The sequence below is a fragment of the Mesobacillus maritimus genome (assembly GCF_044803185.1).
GTDB classification, from domain to species: domain Bacteria; phylum Bacillota; class Bacilli; order Bacillales; family Cytobacillaceae; genus Mesobacillus_B; species Mesobacillus_B maritimus_B.
The window spans coordinates 2,468,428-2,492,483 of the sequence record NZ_CP085225.1 but is presented as its reverse complement, the minus strand read 5'-3'; the positions used below and the strand labels follow the sequence as shown (position 1 = coordinate 2,492,483).

Genomic DNA, 24,056 nt, shown 5'->3' with positions numbered 1-24,056 from the left:
CTTTACTCCATCACCCAGTATTTCTTAAACCAGCAGCTACACCGCTGATGGTTAACAATACTTGTGTTACGAGTTCTTCATCAGGTTCTTCAGTTTCACGAATTTCTTTAATTAGTTCCACTTGAATAAAGTTCAGTGGATCAACATACGGATTTCTTCGATGGACAGATTCTTTAATGTTTGGAGTATGATCAAGCAACTCTTCATCCTCAACGATTTTCAAAAGGATAGCTTTTGTTTTGTTATACTCTTCAACAATATTAGAGAAAATCCGGTCGGCTACTTCTTTATCCTTCACTAATTGGCTATACTCTTTGGCCGTGGTAATGTCGGCCTTCATTAAAGCCATTTGCAAGTTGTCAATGGTCGAGCGGAAGAATGGCCACTCCTCATACATTTCTTGCAGAAGTTTTAAGTTCTCTTCACTTTCTCTAGCGAAGCTTTCAAGGCCAGAACCTGCTGCATACCAACCAGGTAAAAGCTGACGACTTTGTGTCCATGCAAATACCCATGGAATGGCCCTTAGATTTTCAAACTGAGCGCTATTTTTCCGACTCATCGGACGGGAGCCAATATTTAAACCACCGATTTCTTGTAATGGCGTCGCTTCATTAAAGTAGGTAATAAAGTCGGAATCCGCAAATACAAGATCCTGATATTTTCTTAATGAAACCTCAGACATTTTCTCAATTGCCTCTACCCACCTTGCATCACGGTGATGCGCCTGTTCAGACTCTTTTAAGACATGGGCAGCTGCACGCACCAATGTTGAAGTGGCTTGCTCAAGACTGCGGTAGGCAATATCTTTAATTAAGTATCTAGAAGAAAGAACTTCTCCTTGCTCTGTAATTTTAATGCCTTCGCCAAGAGTCTCTAACGGCTGCGACATTAGACTGCGATGCAATGGGCCGCCTCCACGTCCAAGTGAACCACCACGACCATGGAAAAACTTTAAGCCAATCTGATATTTTTTCGCCATTTCATGGATTTCAACCTGCGCTTTATATAGTTTCCAGTTTGCCGTTAAGGTTCCACCGTCTTTACTTCCATCTGAATATCCCAGCATGATTTCTTGTTGGTTATTCAATTTTTGCAAATGTTCTCGATATAGAGGCATTTGGAACAGTGTCTCCATAATTTCTCGACCGGCAGTTAAGTCATCAATGGTCTCTAACAATGGAGCCACATTTAAGTCACTCTCCACCGTTCCATCTGCATGTAAGCGATAAATCCCCGCTTCTTTAGCTAATACAAGAACCTCGAGAATATCGCTAGGTGATTGGGTCATCGAAATCAGATAAACTGATATGGATCTTTTCCCAAATGTTTTATGGGCTTTTTTAACTAGGTTAAACACATCAAGCATTTGTTGGGTTTCTTGTGAATAATCCTCATGCAACAATAAGAGTGAACGAGGATCACCAAGAATTCCTTGTAGTATTTCGATTTTTTTCTCTTCTGATAATGCTTGATAATTTTCAGAGAGCCTTGCTTTCCGGAGAATTTCAGTAATTGCCGCTTCATGTTCCCCACTATGGTTCCGGATATCAAGTGTGGCAAGGTGAAAGCCAAATAGTTGTACCTGGCGAATTAGCTTTTGAAGCATTTTCAATTCATGATTCGTTGGATGATGCTGGTAAATACTCCGCTTAACCTGGTTTAAATCTTCTAGAAATTCTTCTGCAGATTTGTAACCAATTTCAGACTCGCCAACTTCCTTTAATCGTTGCAAAATAACTGCAAATTTACGACGATAAACCTCATTTTCAATTGGCCATCTTCTGTTCTCTTCTAAATATGTCTCCTCATCTTGCGGAAGGGATTCTAATAATTCATTACTTACTTTCACTCTTGTTGTTGAATGACTCATTCTTTTCATTAATTCAATAAGCACGTTTTTATACTTTTTCAATACAAGCCGTTTTTGCTTATTTAATGTTTCCCAGGTAACATCAGGCGTAACATGAGGATTTCCATCTCGGTCCCCACCAATCCAGGAGCCGAAATGTAAGAAATTTGGTACATCCCACTTCTGTTGAGGGAAATGTTCCTCTAAGCTCTCTTCTACTTCTTGATGGATTTCTGGAAGCACATCAAATAGAGTTTGGTCGAAATAATATAACCCATTGCGTACTTCATCAATAACCGTTGGTTTACGATGACGAAGCTCATCAGTTTGCCAGAGAGCCATCATTTCATTATAAAGGCTTTCTTTTAATTTTTTGCGCTCCTTTGCAGAGAGCATCGGGTTTTCGAACGTTTTTAAAATATCAGCAATCCGTTTTTGAAGCTCTAAAATTGACCTTTTGGTTGCCTCTGTAGGATGGGCCGTTATGATTAATTCCAAAGAAATTTTCTCAAGAACATTTTGAATAATTTCTGAGCTAATTTGATTATCCTTTAGTGCTTGAATCGCATGGTCTATAGAACCTGGCTGTGCTTGAACATCAGCTTGAAGTTGGTATTCGCGTCGTCTTCTTATCCGGTGATTTTGCTCAGCAATATTAACGAGATGAAAGTATACTGCAAAAGCACGAATTACTTGCTTCCTCATCGAGGGTGTAAGTTCTGCAATTTCCTGTTTTATTGCATCATAAATTTCTGTTTTAAAATCATTCCGAAGGTCCTTACACATTGTTCGTATCTTTTCTACCTTTTCTAAAAGTTCAATCCCGCCTTGGTAGACTAAGATTTCACCAAGCATTCCACCTAACATTTTCACGTCACGGCGCAATGGAAGACTACTATCATTTGTCACTAATCCTGTTGTCATTATCTTCACCTTCCTACTGTTACAGTTCTTCGAATTTTTAAATAATATAACATAACTTTCAAAAAAGGTGTAGAAAAAAGTATTATTTCGATAGTAATTTTTTCTTTGAATAGGTCAAAAACAAGTCTTTTTCCCTATAAATTTTGATTACCTTTTTTGTTAAAGCAAGTGTAAAAAAGCGGCACTCTTGAGAGTTCCGCTTTTTATTCATCCTCTTGTTTATCATTCATTTTGTCAAGCATAGAAATGGTATTAACTAAATGATTATTAAAAATTTGTTTGGCTACCTTTAATAATTCTACAATCATCGGATCTCTTAAAGAATAGATGACTTGATTGCCCTCTTTTCTCCCTGTCACAATATTTTTATTTCGTAGAACGGTAAGCTGCTGGGAAACGGCTGACCCCTCACTACCAATAAGGAGCTTCATCTCATTTACATTTTTATCCCCTTCTGAAAGTAATTCAAGAATCCGAATACGGAGAGGATGGGCAAGTGCTTTAAAAAAATCCGCTTTAAACCGCTGCATTTCAAGATCCAATCTTTCTTCCTCTCTTTCAACTAGACTCTTTTCTCGCACTTAGTTGCTTTTTAGGAAGAAACTAAGGGGGCTATCTTTATACTGTAAACAGCCCCATTATGAGAAAAGAGCTTGCAAATTTACTTTTAACGTACAGAATAGCTTTCCTCGTTAAAATCGGCTTTAGGTAGTAAAAATGGGCTTTAAGATTTTTACAATTTTAACAACAATCTTTAGAAAACAGCCTTCAACTATTAACTAGAAAAAGCTGGTCGTTTCTCAATCTCATCATGCTTTGCTCCTGAAAGCCTACCGCATTCTCTAAAAGCAAAATGCTTACAGCCTAAGCATTTATTCTGATTGATTTCATTAAGTGCATAGTTGATAGCTTCTCCTGTATGTTCAAAAAAGTGATCTTCTCCTATAGTAGCATACAACCCTGTTTTTTGTAGCAATTCCTTAGGTTGCTGTTGAATACCCGAAATGATCACAATCCCATGCTGAGAAAAATGGTTGACAATGCTCGCAAAGTTTGACTCCCCTGTCATATCCATAAAAGGTACCTTACCCATTCTTAACAGTAAGACCTTGGGGCGAAGGTGAATGGTATTCATAATCGAATGTTCAAACGTTTGAGCTACTCCAAAAAATAAGGGGCCTGCAACATTATAAATGCTAATTTGTGGACAATCGTGGTTATGGGAAACCATCTGACTTTCAACTTTTTTATGTTTTGGGTTCGGTAAGACCTTTGTGGTGACCATTATATCACTCATTCGTTTGGTGAATAAGATAACAGCTAGCACTAATCCTACTTCCACTGCGGCTGTTAAATTCACAAACACTGTAAGTAAAAAGGTAACACTGAGAATAAGAGAGTCAGCTGTTTTTGTTTTTAATAAATGATAAAAAACATGTCTTTCACTCATATTCCATGCGACAACCATAAGTATTGGCGCCATGCTAGCAAGTGGAATTTTCGATGCATATGGAGCGAACAGTAACAAAACCAGTAAGACGACCACACCATGGATGATTCCAGACAAGGGAGATACAGCCCCGTTTTTAATATTGGTCGCCGTTCTAGCAATTGCCCCAGTTGCTGGAATCCCCCCAAATAAAGGTGTTACCATATTAGCAATCCCCTGCCCGATTAGCTCTCGATTGCTATTGTGCTTGCTATTTGACATTCCATCTGCAACAACTGCGGATAGTAAGGATTCAATCGCTCCAAGAATCGCAATGACAAAAGCTGGGCGAATTAACTGTTGGATTTTATCCAGCGTAATATCCGGGAATGAAAATTGAGGTAAGGTGTTGCTGATTTCCCCATATGTCGAACCAATTGTCGCAACTTGATTTGGATACAATAAAGTAGCTAGTAAAGTTGAAACAATTAACCCAATTAATGGGCCAGGAACCTTTGGAAAGAATTTAGGTGTTAGAATTACAGTGATCAAACAAATAATTGCAGTCAAAATACTGTAAACATTAATGGTATCAATATGGAAAGAAATTTCTTTCATATTATCAATAAATAGCTCGTGTTTTTCGACTCCTGATAGTCCGAGAAAATTCGGAATCTGACCTGTAAAAATAATGACCGCAATTCCAGCTGTAAATCCAATTGTAACCGGCCTTGGAATAAACTTTATTAAAGACCCTAGTTTAAAAAGTCCCATTAAAACAAGGATAATTCCTGCTAAAAACCCTGCAATTAAGAGGTTTTCAAACCCGTAAGTCATAACGATACCAAATAAGATTGGAATAAACGCTCCTGTCGGTCCCCCTATTTGGTATTTGGAACCACCGAATAAAGAAATTAGAATCCCCGCGATAATCGTCGTGTAAATTCCATACTCCGGTTTAACACCTGAAGCAATGGCAAATGCCATTCCTAAAGGAATCGCAATAACACCAACAACAATTCCAGAAATCAAATCCTTTTGAAGCGCCTGAAGGGAGTAACCTTGATACCTCCCACGAAAAAAACCTTTTGGTAACACTGAAATGGCCTCCGTTTCTCCTTATTGCTTAGTATTCGTATATCTGATTATTTGAATATACTATTATATGAATCTACACCTATTTTCGGCTTATGTCAAAGGGTTATTCGTAAAAATTTTGTATTCGCTTTGTCATCCTTCCAATAAATGAACCCCTCTTCCCCTCATTATAGACTTAACAATATTAGTACTTGAGTTCCCCTTTAACAGTTATGATTGTTACCCATTTTGTCAATACTGAGCATCTGGGAGGAATATTATGACAAACAGTATTGAAGGAAAAATTGACCATCCTAGATTATCCGTCATTACAATCATAGCCCGTACTTTTTTAATTACTTTAGGAGCCTTGTTAATGGCCATAGGGTTAGAAATCTTTCTAGTGCCAAATAACGTTGTCGATGGTGGGATTACTGGTATTTCGATTATGCTTGCCCATATAACAGGATGGCGTCTCGGTGTGTTCCTCTTCCTATTAAACCTTCCATTCGTTTATTTAGGATATAAACAAATCGGAAAAACCTTTGCTTTATCAACCATATACGGGATCACCTTGTTATCTATTTTCACTGTGCTTTTGCATCATGCTGAAGCGTTCACAGATGATGTGTTACTCGCAACCGTATTTGGTGGGATGCTCCTCGGAATTGGTGTTGGGATTGTTATTCGTAGTGGTGGTGCTTTAGATGGAACGGAGATTCTTGCCATCCTGATTAGTAAAAAAGTTCCCCTTACAGTGGGGAATATCGTCATGTTCTTTAATTTTTTTATCTTGGGTACAGCAGGTTTTGTCTTTACTTGGGACAGAGCGATGTACTCCCTGCTTACATATTATATTGCCTCAAAAGCAATTGACGCTGTTGTCGAAGGATTTGAACAGACGAAATCAGTCTGGATTATTAGTGATTTTTCAAAAGAAATTGCCGACAGTATCAATGCCCGCCTAGGTCGCGGAGTCACGTTTTTACACGGAGCAGGAGCCTATACAGGTGATGACAAACGCGTCATCTTTGTCGTAATTAACCGGATTGAGGAATCAAAACTTACTCGAATTGTCCAATACTGGGATCCAAATGCATTTCTTGCAATCGGGGATATTGCGGAAGTGCGTGGAGGTCAATTCAAAAAGAAGGATATTCACTAATGAGTAGGCACAGGGATTGAACATAGATTAAAAAATATCTTTAAACCAACAGCAGTGTCCCTTCTGAGGGGAATACTGCTTTTTAATTCTTAATGTAAAACCTCCAGGAAGGGATAAGAAAAGTTTCTGAATTTTTTTGAAAAATAATTATATAACAGTGTTGATTTTTACCACTCTGTTATAGTACAATGAATTTAACAACAAACCGACTGGGGGAATTAAAAAATGATGATGAATCCAACTGTAAAAGAATGCCGTGAATGTGGTTGTAAATTCGAAGAGAAACAAGAGTCTTATCTTTATGAATGTGAGCGTTGTATCTGCAGCCATGACGATTAAAAATATGTCAAGAAGACCTTCTCATTCGAGAAGGTCTTCTACTGTTGTTAGGCTATTTATATAGATTTTATATTAGTTTACAAGAATTATATTATGTAGCCTTTGCATACAATTAACTCCCCTTATTTCTTTCGAGCATGGCCACCTATTCTTTCTTCTTATAACGTTCGGTTGTTACATATGTAAAGCTAGAGTCCATTTTGGTACCCTGCCTTCAGTAGTGTTCTTATTGATTTTATTTTATCATAGCTATAAACAACGTATCTGTAAGATGGAGTCAATGTTTAATACAGTGTATAAAGGGGGATGATGAATGCTTTATTTAAGCAACAAGCACAATCCACTAAAAAATAGTTCTTTAATTGACAGATTCTCCCATTACAAACCCAAACTCAATTCAGCAATAAAAGAAACAATCGAAATTCACCAAAGACTACTCAAACAATCAGATATAGTTCCTCGCTCTGAACCAAAACCATCTACTTTTTCTTATATGAAAAAGCTAGGCTCAGCCTTGGTACGCCTTAGTTGTCTTGCAACAAAGACCGACGCAAATATTTCCGAATATAAGACACTTATTGAGAATGATGAAATGCTGGGTTCTCCAGAATGGAAAAAAAACCTTGATAAAGAATACCAAGCTTTATCTAACCAAATTAAAAGAGTAGTAAACCTCACTGACTTCGGTGCCATTGGGGATGGGATAACAGATAACACTGAAGCATTTAAAAAAGCGATTGGTAATGGCCAGGTAAAGGTACTTGTTCCTGAAGGGGTCTTTATAACAAAGGGCATAAGACTTCCATCCTGGACGTGTCTAATCGGTTTTGGAAAAGGAAAATCGATTGTAAAGCTGAGTGACTGCTCATCTAAAGGAACTAGGCTAGTGACCAATTCAAACCACTGGCTAGGAAATCATCATATCCTTGTTGAAGGACTGAGCCTAGATTGGAATGTTGAGCGCCTAGGGGATGTAGCCAAAACCTGTACATGGGGAAATCATTCTAGTTGTTTAACATTTGCAAACGTCACCTTCGGTTGGATGAAAAATGTAGAAGCGATTAATGCTGGTTTACATGGTTTTGATGTTTCTGCTTCATTTTATGATTATTCAGGTGACGGAAATAAAGCTCGTGGTAGCAGTCGATTTATATGGCTCGACCAGTTAAACGCCTATGGATTTGGTGACGATGGAATCACTACTCATCATAGTGAGAATATATTCATATCGAACTGCCATCTTTCAGATCCGAGTGGCCGTGCCCATAAAAAGGGGGTTTCCAATTCGAACGGGATAGAAGTGGATGATGGTTCAAGAAATGTCTGGTTGAAAAACAATTCGACAACAAGATGCTTTGGCGGCGTAGAAGTTAAAGCTCACCATAACTCTTCTGCTGGCAACAATGTTCATATCCTTGGCCATTTATCTGTAAATGATAACCGCAGTTACAACTTCCGTCATATTGGCCACCATAAAAATACCGACCCTAATTCAAAAACGGCCTATCATATCCAGGCAACGAACATTATTTCCATTGCCCCAGTTTTTACTGATTTATACGAAGGCTCCACACCTAGAGGAATGGTTATTTCTGCTTATGTTCATGTGGCTGTAAACCATTTTACTTTAATTGGAGATCCAAATTATCCATACCGCAATAATCCTGTGATTGCCATACAGTATAAAGCTCGTAGTATATGGTTTAAAAACGTCTATATTCGAGACTTTCAAACCGCTAGTACTGACATTCGAATTTATGGGGGTGAACAACACGCAGACCAAATTACGTTACAAAACATAAAAGTCGAGCACTCCTCACCAGTTGCTATTGATATCGGTAAGAATGTAACAGATGTGAGTATTCATACCCTCAAAGCATTATCAAAGAATGGGAAATTCGGCATAAAATCAGATAAAAAATCTTTAAAATATACTGAGCTAGAGATTAAAGGTTATTCCCCTCCTATTAAGATAAAAAGTTAAAGTAACAAGTAGGTGTCCATATATGGGCACCTATTTAAGACCATTGAAGTGTTTCATATAAATAGATTGACTCTTTTATATTTCTCGCAGTGGGAAAAAACACCTGAGGTCCGGGCGGTTGATTTTTAAAGCGGACCATTTATTAGTCGTTCTCTAGGAACGGTCGGAGCCTATAACTCGTTTCGTTCTAATCTCTATTTCTACTAAAAACACTTTGACAACCTCGCTTCTATACGTTACTTTTAATATATTATAAAGGGGGGGTATGCTTGAACAAGGAAATCATTAAATTCCTAAGGAAAAGTCATAACTTAAATCAACGCGACTTTGCTAGGATAGTAAATTGTAGCTTTGCCTTGATTGCCTTAGTAGAGGTCGGAAAACGTAGAGTGACCGAAGATCTCGAGAAGAAGGTAAAAGATGCTTTTGATTTAGATGAAAGCCAGATCCAATCCATTACGGCAATTGTCAAAAGCTTCGGAGAAGGTGTACCGCCATTTATGTGATGCAGCGGTATTTTTTATGCAAAAAAAAGGAGCTGCATGTAAGCAACCCTTCGCCTCTGTCAACCATGCTACTAGAGCACCGCTTCTTTTCTTTCTAAGTACCGTTCCATTTTTCTTTTAATCCGTTGTAAGGCATTGTCGATTGATTTGACATGAGTATTTACATTTTGGGAGATTTCCACGTAAGAATGACCAGCGATATGCAATTCTAAAACTCTTTTTTCTAAATCACTCAACTTTTCTGACATTTTACGTTCCAAATCACTTGCCTTTTCCTGATCAATTAGCATTTGGATTGGATCCATATTGGTTGGACCAGTAATTACATCCATCAATGTGTGATTTGATTCCTCTTCATAAATAGGTTTGTTCAGAGATACATAGGAATTTAATGGCCCATGCTTTTGCCGTGTTGCTGATTTAACAGCAGTAATAATTTGTCTAGTAATACACAGTTCAGCAAAAGCCTTAAAAGAAGACAACTTGTCCACCCTGAAGTCTCTAATTGCTTTGTAGAGCCCTATCATTCCTTCTTGAACAATATCTTCTCTTTCGCCGCCAATTAAAAAATATCGACTTGCCTTAGCACGGACAAAGCTTCGGTATTTCCTCATTAGAAATTCTGAGGCCTCCCCATCACCGTCTTGGAACAGTTGGACTAGAAATTCATCATTCATTTCGGCATAATTTTGCATCAGCTTATCTTTGATGAGCACATTCACACTGTTACCTCCGACAATATTATTAGATTTGATGTTCCAAACTATTCCTAAAAGTATGAACACCTGACATATATTTTAATAGTAACCTAGTGTGGACATAAAAGAAATTTAAACTTATCGACTTTTTCTTACACGAAATCGGTAGTAACAAGAAAGAAACGCAGAAAACAGGCAAAAAAGCTACATTTGCCTGTAAGGTTATTATTCATTTTGTCGAATTTTCTTTATGTATTATAAAAAAGTTTTTTTATTTTTTCGCATATAAACTAGGTTATTGTTAGTTTTGGTAACAAAGAATAGGGAATTCTGTTGTAGACGAGAGCTATTTCGCTTGGTTATTTTCTTTTATTCGGCTCGCATTTAATATCATATCTTTTTCTAGTAGTTTACGGATTGCTTCTGGGACAGGCACCTTCATTCTCGTCTGACGGTTAATGGTCGTTAAAACAACCTCCGCAGAAACCACTAGCTCCTCTAAGTGATTCACAATGTCCTGTTTTAATGTATAGCTGGTGTTTCCAATACGTTCTAATGTTGTTAGGATACTCAGTTTATTTTGGTTGAACACTTCTTTTTTATAACTTACTCCAACATGTACGACGACAGATTCCACACCATTCATAATACTATAGTGGTACCATTCTTGCCTCGCTTGGTCTAAGTACCCAAATAAGGCAACATTGTTAACATGCGCTTTGCCCGTTTCTGCGACAATTTTCATTTCGGTATAAGCCACTGCGTTTCCCCCATGTTAATTTTTCTATATATTTTTATTCCATAATTTATATTTAAAAACCTTCTTTTTTCTTTTTTTAAGGCTCTTTTCTCAAACTTTGTTGCTTTTTGGATACAAAATAGAATCGATTAAGCTTTGTTCGTTGCAAATAGCTTTTAACCATGAGAAAAGAGCTTGCAAACTTACTATAACGTTCAAAATCGCTTATCTTGCGTTAAAATCGGCTTTAGGATTTTAACAACAATCCTTACGAAAACAGCTTTTTTAAAGAAAATCATCTTTGCTCTATATTCATTTCGCCAAAAATTAAAATATTCCTGCATAATTAGCTATGTAAGGAAAATACTACCTAGGTATTTATAAATTTTCTCTTGATATAATATTGAAGTCTGAAGGAGAGATTTCATCATGAAGATATTAAAGTACTTTTTAACTCTAACCCTGTTCCTAGGTGTGGGGGCTACTGCTTGGATTTATTATCCACAATACCAAATCCATAAAATGAAAAATGAAGCCACGGAGGTAGGAAAGGATACGAGCAGAGAGACCTATTTGGATTATTACCGTCAATCTAATAAAAAAGATATCCAACATCTTGCAATTGGAGATTCCATTATTCATGGTTTCGGTGTCGATGAAACGGAGAATTTAGTGTACAAATTTTCCGATCAATTAGGTCAAGTGATTAATAAAACCGTGCACTATACAAATAAAGGAAAAAACGGCATGACCAGCACTGAATTGAATGAAATGATTAAAGCTGGTTTATTAGATGATGCGATAAGGAAGTCCGATATAATAACGGTTAATATTGGGGGCAATGATGTTCTTAAAACAGCAAAAAAGCAGGATTATTATGGTGCTGTTAAGTCCTTTGATTCGCTACAGGCAACCTTCACCAAAAACCTGGGTGAGATTTCATCAAAAATAAAGGAAATTAACCCAGATGCCACCATTGTATTCTTGGAATTATACAATCCACTGCCGGCTGATCATCAGTTTTCAGAGCTAGCTGACAGTTTGCTTCCGAAATGGAATGTGAACATTTATGAGGTGGCACATCAAATACCAGCTTCAATTGTTGTTCAGACCACAAAAGTAATTAATAGTGATAATCCACAGAACCTATCTCCAGATGGCGTACACCCCAACTCCAATGGATATACTGCCATTACTGCACAGATACTTAAACAGTTTTCGAGAGAGTATCGAAAGGAAGCAGTATAGGAAAAAACACAGCCCAAGGATAGTTGGGCTGTGTTTTTTTATAGAGGTTCTTTATTATTAGTTTGGGGAACTATTTAGAAAATGGTTTTGTAAAACACGAGCATTTCTCAAGTTTTGTCCTTTGTTTGTTTTTCTTTAATGACAAGTGAAATGTTATTGTTATTTATGAGTGGGTCGACATCAAATTCATTTTGATCGCTTTCTCCATTAAGAATTTGATTTATTTTTATATTTGCGGCTTCGGCTTCTGATTTCTTGTCTTCCATACTTGATCCTCCTATGTTAGTTTCCACCGGTTATTGGTTGGTCCTAGAACTAGTCATTTAAGTCATATCTTCTCCCTTTTACTAGATAAAGGAGGTGTTCGGAGATGTTTGTCGAGTGGTCTGCCACTCTTTCAACATGTCTGCAAATAAAAGACAATTGGGTAATTTGTGCAGTATACTCTGGTTTTTGTGTCATCAACTCTAGTAGTTCTTGAATCAATCGACCATAAGTTTCATCGACTTGGTCATCAAGCTGGGCTACCTTTTTTGCGAAGCTCACATCCTCATCGTCGTAAGCTTTAAGAGAATCAGCAACCATCTTGTTCGCCATTTCTGCCATTCGTGGAATTTCCTCAATTGGTTTGATGAGTTGATTTGATCCAATCCGGATGACGGATTTTGCGATGTTTACGGCTAAATCCCCTACTCGTTCTAGGTCTGAAGAAATTTTAATGGCGACGATGACTCTTCTTAAGTCAATGGCAACCGGGGCTTGCTGGGCAATTAATAAAATCGCTTTGTCATTGATTTCTTCTTCCATTAAATTAATTTGACCGTCATCTTCAATGATTTTTAATGCCTTATCCACATCTTGGTTTTTTAATGCATCAATGGACCGTTCTACTGCCTCTAGCGCTTTATCTCCTAATTCCAAAATCATTTGTTTAAGCTGGTTAAGCTCTCCTTGAAATGTTGCTCGTATTGACATCTTTAACGCCCCCTCTTCTACCCGAATCGACCTGTAATATAATCTTCTGTTTCCTTTTTGTCTGGATTTGAAAACATCTTGCTAGTATTGGTAAACTCAATGACTTCTCCACTTAAGAAAAAAGCTGTTTTGTCTGAGATTCTCGCTGCCTGTTGCATATTATGGGTCACAATGATGATACTGTAATTTTTCTTTAATTCTTGAATGAGTTCCTCAACCTTTAAGGTCGAAATCGGATCAAGTGCTGAGGTTGGTTCATCCATTAAAATAACATCAGGTTCGATTGCTAAACATCTTGCAATACATAGACGTTGCTGTTGCCCCCCCGACATCCCGTAAGCATTTTCCTTCAAACGATCTTTGACTTCATTCCAAATAGCGGCCCCACGCAAACTTTTTTCCACAATTTCATCTAAAATTTTTTTATCACGAATTCCATGCACTCTCGGACCATAGGCGATATTATCATAAATCGATTTCGGAAACGGATTCGGCTTTTGAAACACCATTCCCACATTCGTTCTTAATGCTTCTACCTTAAAGGATTTATCAAAAATATTTTTTCCGCGGTACAGTATTTCTCCTGAAGTACGGACGACTGGAATCAATTCCACCATTCTGTTTAATGTTTTTAGATAAGTTGATTTCCCGCACCCTGAGGGGCCGATAATCGCCGTAACTTCATTTTCTGCAATTTGAAGATTAATTTCTTTTAATGCTTGGTCATCTCCATACCATAAGTTTAAATTTTTTGTATCATATACAATTTTCTTTTCATTGTTCGATGATTCGGTATTTTGATTCTTACCTTGTTTTTTTTCCTGCTTATTTTCAGTTAAAACGGCCATCTGTGTTTTCCTCCAATAAGTTGTTAATACCTTTTTTGAAATTTATTTCGGATAATCACCGCAATTGAGTTCATAATCAACAGAACCACAAGCAGCACGACTATTGTCGCCGCAGCCAAATTCGCATATTCGGCCACTAGTGCGGAGTCAATTGTCCAATAATAAATTTGCATCGGTAAGACAGTGAACTTGTCAAAAATCGTATCAGGAAATGGAATTAAAAGTGCTGGTATTCCAATTACAACAAGTGGAGCGGTTTCACCAACTGCTCGGGATAAAGCTAAGATAATCCCAGTCAAAATTCCTGGTATTGCAGCAGGCAGAACCACCTTTTTTATCGTTTGCCATTTCGTCGCTCCCATCCCATAAGACGCTTCTCTTAAAAATTGCGGGACTGCCCGGAGTGCTTCTTGACTAGCCACCACTACAACTGGAAGAACGAGGAGTGCCATCGTAAGCCCGCCAGCTAGAACAATATTTCCAAGACCCATGCCCCTCACAAAAACCGTTAATCCAAGTATGCCAAAGACAATGGAAGGCACACCAGCTAAATTCGCAATATTGGTTTGGATGAAAGACTGAAATCGTCCCTTTTTCGCATATTCCTCTAAGTAAATCGCGGTGCCAATTCCAAGAAACATCGTAACCGGTGCAACAACAAGCATCAGCCATAAGGTTCCTAAAATCGCTCCCATGATCCCTGCCCTTTCGGCATCTGTGGATAATTTGTTTGTAAGAAAATCAAGGTTAATCCACCCAAGACCATCTGCTAAAACCCGGTAAAACAAAACGATAAGTACAATGAGTCCCAATAAAGTAGAGATAAGAAAAAGGACCTTCATTAAACGATTTGTTAGCAAGCGCCCATTCATATTTTTCTGTACTTGAGCTGTATCTACATACTTCATCTTTAATATCCCTCCCTAAATCTCTTTGAGATATATTGGGCAATTAAATTCATAATCAATGTAAAGACAAATAATGTCATGGCCACTGCATATAGACTATAATATAAGGTTGAACCAGCAGCGGCTTCCCCACCGGTAACTTCAACAATATAAGCGGTCATGGTTTGCATCGATTGAGTCACATCAAAAGTGAAATTTTTTGAGCTTCCACTTGCGATTGTAACAATCATCGTTTCACCGATAGCTCTGGAAATGCCTAAAACAAAGGATGCCACAATACCCGACATCGCGGCAGGGATGACGACACGCCATGTTGTCTCAAGCTTTGTCGCACCTAGAGCTAAAGCACCCTCTCGCATGGCATTTGGAACAGAACTCATCGCGTCTTCAGATAGCGAGGCAATCATTGGGATAATCATGACCCCCATTACCAGACCAGGACTAAGAATATTTGTTGGTTCTAATCCAGGTATGAATGTGCGTAATAATGGAGTTACGAAGGTAAAGGCAAAGAACCCATATACAATCGTAGGGATACCAGCTAGTATCTCCAATAGTGGTTTTAATGTTCTTCTAACTCTTTCAGATGCATACTCACTTAGGTAAATCGCTGACATTAATCCTATTGGGATTGCCACAAGCATAGCGATCGTTGAGGATATGACGGTACCGGTTACTAAAGGTAAAATTCCAAATTTTGCGTTAGTACCAAGTGGTGACAATTCAGTGCCAGTGAAAAATTCAATGAAAGAAACGTCTCTAAAAAAATAGACGGTTTCAGTTAATAAGGTGATAAGGATTCCAATTGTGGTAAGGATTGAGATAATCGCAACGACTAATAAAAATTTCGGCATGATTGTCTCGGTTACACTGGTGACATTAACCGTATTCTTGTTTTGTTGAATCATCTCTCTTACCTTTAAGTCTCTTCCCTGTCCATTTTCCATCTTTTACATCCCCTTTCCCTTTTCGATTCAAGGAGAAAATCAAACTCTAAATGTGATTCATTTTTTGTTAAGAGGATGAGATCTATAAGAGCATCTCATCCCCTAATTTTTATTCTTTTGTTTCGTTTGTTTCATTTAATCCTTCTAAATAATCAACAGAAGATTGAAGCTCTTCTTCCGGTAATGGTGCAAAGCCGGTTTCTTGTGCCGCAGTACCTGCATTTTTCATCGCATAAATCGCGAAATCTAGAACTTGCGGCTTTTCTTTTGCCATCCCTTCATTTAAGTAGGTAAACACAGGACGCGTAAATGGCGCATAGGCACCGTCTTCTTTAATGGTGTCAAGAGAAGGTTCAACCGGACCATCTCCAAAGTCGATTTTCACAGCATTTAACTTATCTTTGTTGCTTTCATAATAGCCATATCCAAAAAATCCAATCGCATTTTTCTGTTTTGTAACCAAGTCTACTAAGGTTGCGTAATCTTGCTGTAGATTAATGTTATCTACGAGATCCTGTTCACCAATAATGGTTTCCCAAAAGAATTCATATGTTCCATGGTTTTCATTTGGACCATATGTCTGAATCGGCTCGTTAGGGAATCCTTCGCGGACATCGGACCAATTCTTTTTATTTGCGCTAGCAAGAAAAATATCAATTACTTCCTGTTGGGTAAGCTCTGTTGCCCAGTCATTTTCCTTATTCACAACAATGGTAATTCCATCTAGAGCAGCCTTTAATTCTTTTACATTAATTCCTAGTTTCTCCGCTTCAGCAAGCTCTTCTTCTTTTATGTGGCGTGATGCATTATTGAAATCCGTTCCGCCACCTTCAACGAGGAATTTTTTGAAGCCAGCACTTGTTCCAGATCGACTCACTTCAACTGACACATTTTCCTGCTCATTGATCATGTAATCTTCGGCAAGTCTTGACATTAAAGGATAAACAGTTCCAGATCCATCAATGACAACACTACCTTCTAAACCTTCGCCTTCGCCACCGCCATCATTACCACCACATGCAGCTAACATGACGACTAACATGAACATAAAAATGATATTTATTCTCTTGAGTTTCATCAACCATCACCCTACCTATTATTTTCTCTCATTTACATTTCCCTCTAAAAACTTAAATTATTTAATAAGAAATAAAAAAGTGGGTAAAATCCTTAATATTATTGGGTTTATTAAGGCACTTCTTACAATGCCTATATTTAGTTGGATGGCGAAAAATAACAAAAAAACGCTGACTTCACACTACTTAACCATCAAGTAACAATGGTAAAAATAGTATAAAATCAGCGTTTTCTATTTTAGTGTCCCAGAAGGGATTCGAACCCCCGACCTACAGTTTAGGAAACTGTTGCTCTATCCTACTGAGCTACTGAGACATTTATTAAGCGACTTATTTATTATATGATAGCTTCTTAAAAAATTCAAGATTAAAATAACCATAATACAGGACTACTCCCGGTGAACTTAAAGCAAATAGAGTGTCATGAGGTTTCTTTCACAAAAGTTTCATTTCGCCTCTTATTTAAGGAGTGGACATGCAGCATATATTGAAAAAAAAGTAAAGTTAGGCTCTGCACAAATAAATATACTGTGAAAGAATAGGAAGATTTCCATTCATCATAATTAAATAGTTCAAAAACAACTGTCAACTTTTCAAACATTGTCCCTCCAACCGACCTCAGGAAGTTATAAAGGACACTCCCCTCCTAAGTTAAATAAAAAAGCGAACAGTCGTGACCGTTCGCTTTCCTTCTTCGTAATTTACTATCTCCCTTCAAAGTTGGGGGATCTTTTCTCAGCAAATGCCCGAATTCCCTCTTTGGCATCTCTGCTCTGGAATGCTTCTTGCGAATAATCCCATTCTTCACGAAAGGCCAAATCAATCGGTTGATTCATTAGACGTAACACGGCTTTTTTCGTGCTTTGAACGGCAATTGGTCCATTTTTACAGATGATGTCCGCATATTTTTCTACTTCTTCCATTAATTGCTCCTTCGGCACCACCTTATTGATAAGGCCGATTTCTTTTGCTTCCTGAGCAGAAAGTTGTTCACCTGTAAGGAGGATTTCCATTGCACGGCAATATGGGATTTGTCGCACTAACCTGACAAGAGAACCTGCAGCAGCCATGATGGACCATTTTGTTTCTGGCAACCCAAACCTTGCTTCCTCACAAGCAATTCGTATATCGGTTGCTTGTAAGATTTCTGTCCCTCCTGCAAGGCAGTACCCATTGACGGCAGAAATGATTGGCTTCCAAACCGGGGTATTTTTTAACATCGCGGCATCTGTTTTTTCAGGATCAATTTTTCCTTCCATGATTAAGGGGATCGTTTCTTTCAAATCAGCACCTGAACAAAACGCCTTATCTCCAGTTCCTGTTAGGATGATCACGCGAACATCACGATCTTCTTGCGCTTTAAGAAAGTAGTTTCCTATCATTTCAAAGCCTTCTGGTGTCATTGAATTCATCGCTTCTGGCCGATTCAAGGTGATATATGCTTTATATCCTTCTTTTCTATATAAAACTGCTTGAGACACTCTCTCATTCCACCTCTCAAAATGAACTAAATTTATTCATCAGAACCATCTTTAAAAGTACTCATGTTTCAACCATTGCCCACCGTCCATTGTGATGCAATCACCGTTAATGTACTCCGCTTCAGGTGACAACAAGAATGCAGCTAATGCCGCTATTTCTTCTGGACGGCCTACTCTTTTTAATGGCACACTTTCAATCGTCTTTTGTAATGCTTCTTCCGATCCAAAGAGCTTATCGGCTCCGCCAGTATTCTCTATAGGCCCTGGAGCAATCGCATTGGCACGAATTCCATATTTCTCGCCCCATTCAACTGCCAGCGTCCTTGTCATCGTTAGTACACCAGATTTTGCACTAGCCGAATGAACTACACCAGCTGCCGCCCCCCAAGTATAGGTAGCAACCATGTTAAGAATACTCCCTTTTGTACTCGATGCAATCCAATGTTTGGCAACAGCTTGACTACAATACCATGTACCATTTAAAACAATATCGATTACTGCTTTCCAACCATTTACTGAAAGGTCCTCAGCAGGACAAATAAAATTCCCAGCAGCATTATTGATTAAGTGGTCAATCCTCCCGTATGTATTGACGGTTTCATCGACCATCGCTTGCACTTGTTCAGGGTCCCGAACATCCATTGCAATCGTTAACACTTGACCTTCGGAATGTTGGATCTCTCTTTTGGCTTTTTCGAGTTTATCTGGGTCTCTTCCGGTAATAACAACATTGGCTCCTTTTTTAGCAAAATTCATCGCCATTGCTTTTCCCATCCCACTCGACCCACCAGTGATAATAATGACTTGATCCTTCATAACCAATCTCCTCAATTTTTGATTTTAGCTTGGATGTGCTCTGATATAAAATTAGTCGTGGTACGACCCTCTTTAAACGCTGGATGACTGATTACTGTTTGAAGCATTGGGATATTCGTCTTAATTCCTTCAATCTGATAATCGTCGAGTGCCGTCTTTAAAGTAAGAATTGCTTCCCCACGATTTTCCCCGGTAACAATCAATTTGGCAATCATTGGATCATAGAACGGGGTAACCTTCGATTGACCATGTACTGCTAGCTCATGGCGAATATTATCTCCCTGTGGTAGTTCCAATTTTGAAATTTGACCTGGTGAAGGAAAAAATGTCTTTGGATCCTCGGCATAAATACGGACTTCAATTGCATGGCCATCCCTCTTTATATCTTCCTGCTTCATTCGAAGCGGTTCGCCAGCTGCAATGCGAATCTGCCATTCAACCAAATCAAGTCCTGTAATTTCCTCTGAAACGGGATGCTCAACTTGCAGCCGAGTATTCATTTCAAGAAAATAGAAGTTTTTCTTTTCATCGACAAGAAACTCAATCGTTCCTGCGTTTGCGTATCCAATCGCTTTTGCCGCTTTCACTGCAGCTTCACCCATTTTTGCACGTGTTCGTTCATCGAGAAAGCTAGAAGGTGCTTCCTCAACTACTTTTTGATGCCGACGCTGAATCGAGCATTCCCTTTCCCATAAATAAAGGGCATTACAATGTGTATCTGCCAATAATTGAATTTCAATATGGCGTGGGTTTTCAATAAACTTCTCAATATACATCGCGCCATCTCCAAAAAAGTCCGTAGCACGCTTTTGATTTCCCGCAAAAGCCTTTTTAACTTCATCCTCACTATGGGCCACTTGCATTCCTATCCCGCCTCCACCTGCTGATGCCTTGAGCATTACTGGAAACCCAATGCTCCTGGCGATCACAGAGGCTTCTTCAGCATCGGATAATGGATAAGCGATTCCTGGGACAATAGGAATTCCAGCTTCTTTCATTGTTTTTCTCGCCTCAATTTTACTTCCCATTTTAGAAATCACATCAGATGAAGGTCCGATAAAAACGAGGCCGGATTCCTCACAACTAGTTGCAAACGTTGTATTTTCCGATAACAAGCCATAACCTGGGTGAACTGCCTCGGCCCCAGACTTCTTTGCCACCTCTATGATTTTATCAATATTTAAATAGCTTTCATTCACCCTTGGTCCCCCGACAAGATAGGACTCATCGGCCATTCGAACATGTGGTGCATCGACGTCAGCCTCCGAATAAATGGCTACGGTCGCAATCCCCATCTTTTTACAAGTACGGATAACCCTTACGGCAATCTCACCCCGGTTGGCTATTAATATCTTCGTAAACACCTAATCCCCCCTCGTGATATTCAACTGACTCAAACACCAAAGAAAGTTTCTATCCCTCGCTTTGGTGTCCGTTTTTCCCCACTCCATTTAATGAAGCGCTTTCATAAATAAGTGTTTAATTGATTGCTTGATAATGATCTTGGAATTTCTTCCTTAAATGATGCTTTTGTATTTTCCCAGTAGCCGTCATTGGCAATTGATCAAGGAATATTACAGACTTTGGCACTTGAAAACCACCTAAATGCTCTCGGCAGTGACGTATAATCTCCTCTTCAGTACAAATTGTTCCAGGTTTTAAAACAATAAATGCTGTGACAGCTTCTGCCCAATGCTCGTGTGGAAGGCCAACTGCAACGGCATTCGCGACCTTGTCATGCATCAACAAGGTTCCTTCAACCAGAATGGAAGCAACATTTTCGCCACCCGTCTTTATGATGTCCTTTTTTCGGTCGACAAAAATCAGTTGACCGTCTTCATCCCAGTACCCAAGATCACCAGTATGGTGCCAGCCAAATTCTCTACTTCTCTGTGTTTCTTCTTCATTCTTAAAATAGCCATTCATTACATTCGGACCACGATGGACTATTTCCCCTACTTCTCCCTTTGGCAGAATATGCCCGTTATCATCCATAATCGCAGTGTCGTTAATGAGTGAGGATGTTCCCCAATAAGATCCAAAACGGCGGAGCTGTTCCTCCGGCCTAAAGACCATAGTTGAAGGGTACATTTCTGTTTGACCAGTTCCTAAAGCAAATTCAGGACAGATTTCCGCAATACATCTTTCTAATGACTTTTTATCCATTGGTGCCATTGCATAAGTACATCTTCTTAATGAACTAAGATCATATTTGGTCCTGTTTGGATGGTCTAGTATCATTTTGTACATCATTGGGAGGGCAAACATATTTGTAATTTTTTGTTCATGGATCGTTTTCATCAAATTTTCTGGTTCAAAACCGCTAATAATCACACATTTCGCCCCACGATGCAAAGCGGACATTGTAAATGTGTGTTGTGCACAGTGGAACAACGGCATCATAGTTAAAACAACCTCATCCTCACTGAAGTTCGATTCGATGATATTTCCAAGACTAGCGATATAGACGGCAACATGACTCGTCATTACGCCTTTTGGCCGTCCTGTCGTACCACTTGTAAACATAATTTGAGCTACATCCCTATCCTGAATATCAACCTCTGGTTCCCTCTTTGATTGCCCATCTAATGCCAATAAAAGGGTATTTGTATCCCCTAGGTTTCCCCTTACTGCAATGATCTTGGTACAAACCTTTCTTACCTCTCCAAGGTCATTCTGAATCAATGGGGCGTCTGCTAAAATCATCTTTGCTTCGATTTGATTTAAAATATAAAGTTTTTCATTTATAGAAATTGCTGGATTCATCGGGACCCATACGAGGCCTGCTTTGGCAATCCCATTGAATATAACAACGTATTCCCATGAATTCCCACAGATTGTCGCAACAGTATCCCCTTTATTCAAACCGGAACCCAATAAATAGTTAGCAAACTGGTTGGTCATTTCATCTAGCTCTTTGTAGGTGATCTCCTTTTGCCCATCGAGAAGAGCTACCTTTTCCGGAAACCTTGCTGCATTTCGCCTAATAATATCTCCAATCGCAACTCGATTGATTATATTTTGCAACTTAATCTCCCCCCGCTTTTATATTTTTTCTTTTTTAACAAGTCCCTTGGAAATACCAACAATACAAACCTCGCCCGTTTGCTTAACGGTTGATTGTTTTACAGTCACTACGCCTGTACCATTTCCTTTATCCTCAAGGTCTAAAACTTCTAGTTCAACATGGATGGTGTCATGAATAAATACTGGTTTAATGAAACGTAATTTATCAATTCCATAATTCGCGACAATGATATCTGGGTCCATTTGGGTCAAACCAGTAGCGAAAGAGAGAACCAACATTCCATGGGCAATCCTTTGCCTAAAAGCAGTGTTCTTGGCATATTCTATATCAGTATGAAGTGGGTAGTAATCTCCTGTGAGGGCTGAAAACATCACTAAATCAGTCTCAGTGATTGTGCGCCCTCTAGACTCCCATTTCTTCCCTACTTCGAAATATTCAAAATATTTGTTGTACACGCAATCCCCTCCTCTTATACTTTTGTTTTCTGTCTTAAAACCGTTTTTAAAATTTTCCCTGTCGCATTTCGTGGCAAAGCTTCGACAACTTCTACTTGCTTTGGTATTTTAAACCTAGCAATCTTTCCATCTAAGAAACCTTCTACTTCTTGAACTGTAAGTGTTTTACTTTTGTCTTTTAATGCAATAATCGCTTTTATTGATTCACCCCATTTTTCATCAGGAAAACCAATAATTGCCACTTCAGCTATATTCTCATGGCGGTACAAGACTTGTTCAATCTCAATCGGATAGACGTTCTCTCCACCAGTGATAATCATATCTTTTTTCCGATCAACGATATAAATAAAGCCTTCATCATCGAACTTTGCTAGGTCCCCTGTATAGAACCAACCATTTTTAATCGCTTCTTTTGTTTCCTCAGGCTTATTCCAGTAACCAGCCATGACATTCGGACCCTTGACAATCAATTCTCCAACAAAATTTGGTGGAACATCTCGATCATTCGGATCGACAATACGGACAGTGGTATGCATTGGCTCTTTACCAACTGAACCATTTTTCCGGATTGTATTTTCCTTGTCGAGTATGCTTACAAACGGGGCCGTTTCAGTCAATCCAAACCCTTCATAAAATGGAATATCTCGCCTTTGGAAAAACTCAATGACCGTTATCGGACACGGTGCCCCGCCAGAAACCGCAAACCGTAGTGAAGAAATATTGTAATCCTCAAAATTAGGGACAGTCATCAACGCCTGCCACATCGCTGGAACAAGGAACAAACAAGTAATTCGTTCTTCATGGATTTTTTGCATGATTCTAACCGGATCAAACACATCATCCAGGATAATCGTTCCACCTTTATACATTAATGGTGTCGTAAAAACACTCATTCCGCCAATATGGAACAACGGTGCCACAGATAGGGTAATATCGTTATTATCAAAAGGAGTACTGTGGATAGAGTTTATGGCATTCCACTGCGTATTGCCATGGGTTAGCATCGCTCCTTTTGGCCTACCTGTTGTACCGGATGTATACATCATCATGTGAACTCCATCAAATGGAACCTCAAATTGAGGTTCAGATTTTGACGAATTGACAACCAACTCTTCGTAGACAGTATCCTCTTTATGAGGATTACTGCCTACATGGATATAAGTTTGAACGCTCGACTCTTTAGTTCTTAATTGGTCAACTAATGGTTTCATTCTTACATCATAGATAAAGTGATATGCCCTAGAATCGTTGACAATATAAAGAACTTCGTCAACACTTAAGCGGAAATTAATTGGAACAAAAATAGCGCCTATTTTTGCACAAGCAAACATCGCTTCAACCATTTCATTCGTATTGAGTAATAGGGCATCTACACGGTCCCCTTTTCTTACCCCCAATGAAAGAAGCCCGTGTGCTAATTGGTTTACCCGTTCATTGAGTTCACTATATGTGAACCTTCTATCATGATAAACAAGTGCAAGTCTCTCCGGTCGTACCTTACTGTGTTTTACTAGCCAACTTCCAATTCCCATCTCCACTTACCCCCTAATTCACATAAATTCTA

General features: G+C 38.7%; 22 protein-coding genes and 1 tRNA gene. 5 read left to right on the top strand and 18 right to left on the bottom strand.

The window, feature by feature from the left end; genetic code table 11:
• Positions 1–10: 10 nt before the first annotated feature.
• From ppc to LG336_RS11915, 3 genes are all read right to left on the bottom strand, one after another.
• Positions 11–2,773 carry a phosphoenolpyruvate carboxylase gene (ppc, locus tag LG336_RS11925; protein ID WP_404332743.1) on the bottom strand — a complete coding sequence of 921 codons (2,763 nt, stop codon included), beginning with the start codon at positions 2,771–2,773 and terminating at the stop codon, positions 11–13.
• 203 nt (positions 2,774–2,976) lie between these two features.
• Positions 2,977–3,315 (bottom strand): ArsR/SmtB family transcription factor, encoded by a 339-nt coding sequence (locus LG336_RS11920; RefSeq protein ID WP_404332742.1) that lies wholly within the window; start codon positions 3,313–3,315, stop codon positions 2,977–2,979.
• 233 nt (positions 3,316–3,548) lie between these two features.
• Positions 3,549–5,300: a SulP family inorganic anion transporter gene (locus LG336_RS11915; protein ID WP_404332741.1), complete on the bottom strand. Its 1,752-nt coding sequence runs from the start codon at positions 5,298–5,300 to the stop codon at positions 3,549–3,551.
• Positions 5,301–5,559: 259 nt separating this feature from the next.
• On the opposite strand from LG336_RS11915, the gene LG336_RS11910 reads away from it, so the two are divergent.
• The 4 genes from LG336_RS11910 to LG336_RS11895 all read left to right on the top strand — a co-directional run bounded on the left by LG336_RS11910 (position 5,560) and on the right by LG336_RS11895 (position 9,273).
• On the top strand, positions 5,560–6,444 hold the full coding sequence (locus tag LG336_RS11910; RefSeq protein WP_404332740.1) for a YitT family protein: 885 nt from the start codon (positions 5,560–5,562) through the stop codon (positions 6,442–6,444).
• 225 nt (positions 6,445–6,669) lie between these two features.
• Positions 6,670–6,783 (top strand): protein YhfH, encoded by a 114-nt coding sequence (gene yhfH, locus LG336_RS11905; protein WP_404332739.1) that lies wholly within the window; start codon positions 6,670–6,672, stop codon positions 6,781–6,783.
• Between the two features lie 313 nt (positions 6,784–7,096).
• Positions 7,097–8,767, top strand: a complete 1,671-nt coding sequence (locus LG336_RS11900) for a glycosyl hydrolase family 28-related protein (protein WP_404332738.1) — start codon at positions 7,097–7,099, stop codon at positions 8,765–8,767.
• A gap of 269 nt (positions 8,768–9,036) precedes the next feature.
• The gene (locus tag LG336_RS11895; RefSeq protein ID WP_404332737.1) at positions 9,037–9,273 is read left to right on the top strand and encodes a helix-turn-helix domain-containing protein; all 237 of its coding nucleotides are present in this window, start codon (positions 9,037–9,039) and stop codon (positions 9,271–9,273) included.
• A 71-nt stretch (positions 9,274–9,344) separates the two neighbouring features.
• Here LG336_RS11895 and sigH read toward each other — a convergent pair whose 3' ends face one another.
• Together sigH and LG336_RS11885 are read right to left on the bottom strand one after the other, a co-directional pair.
• The gene (gene sigH / locus LG336_RS11890; protein WP_404332736.1) at positions 9,345–10,058 is read right to left on the bottom strand and encodes an RNA polymerase sporulation sigma factor SigH; all 714 of its coding nucleotides are present in this window, start codon (positions 10,056–10,058) and stop codon (positions 9,345–9,347) included.
• A 259-nt stretch (positions 10,059–10,317) separates the two neighbouring features.
• A complete protein-coding gene (locus tag LG336_RS11885) occupies positions 10,318–10,731 on the bottom strand; it encodes an acyl-CoA thioesterase (protein ID WP_404332735.1) in 414 nt (137 codons plus the stop codon).
• Positions 10,732–11,139: 408 nt separating this feature from the next.
• Between LG336_RS11885 and LG336_RS11880 the strand changes: the two genes are divergently transcribed.
• Positions 11,140–11,958, top strand: coding sequence for a GDSL-type esterase/lipase family protein (locus LG336_RS11880; RefSeq protein ID WP_404332734.1), 819 nt, complete (start codon positions 11,140–11,142; stop codon positions 11,956–11,958).
• A 107-nt stretch (positions 11,959–12,065) separates the two neighbouring features.
• Here LG336_RS11880 and LG336_RS11875 read toward each other — a convergent pair whose 3' ends face one another.
• The 13 genes from LG336_RS11875 to LG336_RS11815 all read right to left on the bottom strand — a co-directional run bounded on the left by LG336_RS11875 (position 12,066) and on the right by LG336_RS11815 (position 24,024).
• A complete protein-coding gene (locus LG336_RS11875; protein ID WP_404332733.1) occupies positions 12,066–12,224 on the bottom strand; it encodes a hypothetical protein in 159 nt (52 codons plus the stop codon).
• A gap of 49 nt (positions 12,225–12,273) precedes the next feature.
• Entirely contained in the window at positions 12,274–12,933 is a 660-nt protein-coding gene (gene phoU, locus LG336_RS11870) for a phosphate signaling complex protein PhoU (RefSeq protein ID WP_404332732.1), read from the bottom strand.
• A 17-nt stretch (positions 12,934–12,950) separates the two neighbouring features.
• Positions 12,951–13,781, bottom strand: coding sequence for a phosphate ABC transporter ATP-binding protein PstB (pstB, locus tag LG336_RS11865; protein ID WP_404332731.1), 831 nt, complete (start codon positions 13,779–13,781; stop codon positions 12,951–12,953).
• Between the two features lie 23 nt (positions 13,782–13,804).
• Positions 13,805–14,689, bottom strand: a complete 885-nt coding sequence (gene pstA / locus LG336_RS11860) for a phosphate ABC transporter permease PstA (protein ID WP_404332730.1) — start codon at positions 14,687–14,689, stop codon at positions 13,805–13,807.
• 2 nt (positions 14,690–14,691) lie between these two features.
• Entirely contained in the window at positions 14,692–15,636 is a 945-nt protein-coding gene (pstC, locus tag LG336_RS11855; protein WP_404332729.1) for a phosphate ABC transporter permease subunit PstC, read from the bottom strand.
• A gap of 109 nt (positions 15,637–15,745) precedes the next feature.
• Positions 15,746–16,714: a PstS family phosphate ABC transporter substrate-binding protein gene (locus LG336_RS11850; RefSeq protein ID WP_404332728.1), complete on the bottom strand. Its 969-nt coding sequence runs from the start codon at positions 16,712–16,714 to the stop codon at positions 15,746–15,748.
• Positions 16,715–16,954: 240 nt separating this feature from the next.
• Positions 16,955–17,028, bottom strand: a tRNA-Arg gene (locus LG336_RS11845).
• 388 nt (positions 17,029–17,416) lie between these two features.
• Positions 17,417–18,193, bottom strand: a complete 777-nt coding sequence (locus LG336_RS11840; RefSeq protein ID WP_404332727.1) for an enoyl-CoA hydratase/isomerase family protein — start codon at positions 18,191–18,193, stop codon at positions 17,417–17,419.
• 51 nt (positions 18,194–18,244) lie between these two features.
• Entirely contained in the window at positions 18,245–19,009 is a 765-nt protein-coding gene (gene fadH / locus LG336_RS11835) for a 2,4-dienoyl-CoA reductase (protein ID WP_404332726.1), read from the bottom strand.
• A gap of 11 nt (positions 19,010–19,020) precedes the next feature.
• Positions 19,021–20,373, bottom strand: a complete 1,353-nt coding sequence (locus LG336_RS11830; protein WP_404332725.1) for an acetyl-CoA carboxylase biotin carboxylase subunit — start codon at positions 20,371–20,373, stop codon at positions 19,021–19,023.
• Between the two features lie 115 nt (positions 20,374–20,488).
• Positions 20,489–22,036, bottom strand: coding sequence for an AMP-binding protein (locus LG336_RS11825; RefSeq protein ID WP_404332724.1), 1,548 nt, complete (start codon positions 22,034–22,036; stop codon positions 20,489–20,491).
• 18 nt (positions 22,037–22,054) lie between these two features.
• Entirely contained in the window at positions 22,055–22,492 is a 438-nt protein-coding gene (locus LG336_RS11820; RefSeq protein WP_404332723.1) for a MaoC/PaaZ C-terminal domain-containing protein, read from the bottom strand.
• A 14-nt stretch (positions 22,493–22,506) separates the two neighbouring features.
• Positions 22,507–24,024 (bottom strand): long-chain fatty acid--CoA ligase, encoded by a 1,518-nt coding sequence (locus tag LG336_RS11815; RefSeq protein ID WP_404332722.1) that lies wholly within the window; start codon positions 24,022–24,024, stop codon positions 22,507–22,509.
• Positions 24,025–24,056 lie beyond the last annotated feature (32 nt).

Excerpts from the sequence above, each read along its gene's own strand:
- ppc (WP_404332743.1), bottom strand. The coding sequence starts at position 2,773 with ATGACAACAGGATTAGTGACAAATGATAGTAGTCTTCCATTGCGCCGT.
- LG336_RS11910 (WP_404332740.1), top strand. The coding sequence starts at position 5,560 with ATGACAAACAGTATTGAAGGAAAAATTGACCATCCTAGATTATCCGTC.
- yhfH (WP_404332739.1), top strand. The coding sequence starts at position 6,670 with ATGATGATGAATCCAACTGTAAAAGAATGCCGTGAATGTGGTTGTAAA.
- LG336_RS11900 (WP_404332738.1), top strand. The coding sequence starts at position 7,097 with ATGCTTTATTTAAGCAACAAGCACAATCCACTAAAAAATAGTTCTTTA.
- LG336_RS11880 (WP_404332734.1), top strand. The coding sequence starts at position 11,140 with ATGAAGATATTAAAGTACTTTTTAACTCTAACCCTGTTCCTAGGTGTG.
- LG336_RS11875 (WP_404332733.1), bottom strand. The coding sequence starts at position 12,224 with ATGGAAGACAAGAAATCAGAAGCCGAAGCCGCAAATATAAAAATAAAT.
- phoU (WP_404332732.1), bottom strand. The coding sequence starts at position 12,933 with ATGTCAATACGAGCAACATTTCAAGGAGAGCTTAACCAGCTTAAACAA.
- pstB (WP_404332731.1), bottom strand. The coding sequence starts at position 13,781 with ATGGCCGTTTTAACTGAAAATAAGCAGGAAAAAAAACAAGGTAAGAAT.
- pstA (WP_404332730.1), bottom strand. The coding sequence starts at position 14,689 with ATGAAGTATGTAGATACAGCTCAAGTACAGAAAAATATGAATGGGCGC.
- pstC (WP_404332729.1), bottom strand. The coding sequence starts at position 15,636 with ATGGAAAATGGACAGGGAAGAGACTTAAAGGTAAGAGAGATGATTCAA.
- LG336_RS11850 (WP_404332728.1), bottom strand. The coding sequence starts at position 16,714 with ATGAAACTCAAGAGAATAAATATCATTTTTATGTTCATGTTAGTCGTC.
- fadH (WP_404332726.1), bottom strand. The coding sequence starts at position 19,009 with ATGAAGGATCAAGTCATTATTATCACTGGTGGGTCGAGTGGGATGGGA.
- LG336_RS11815 (WP_404332722.1), bottom strand. The coding sequence starts at position 24,024 with ATGGGAATTGGAAGTTGGCTAGTAAAACACAGTAAGGTACGACCGGAG.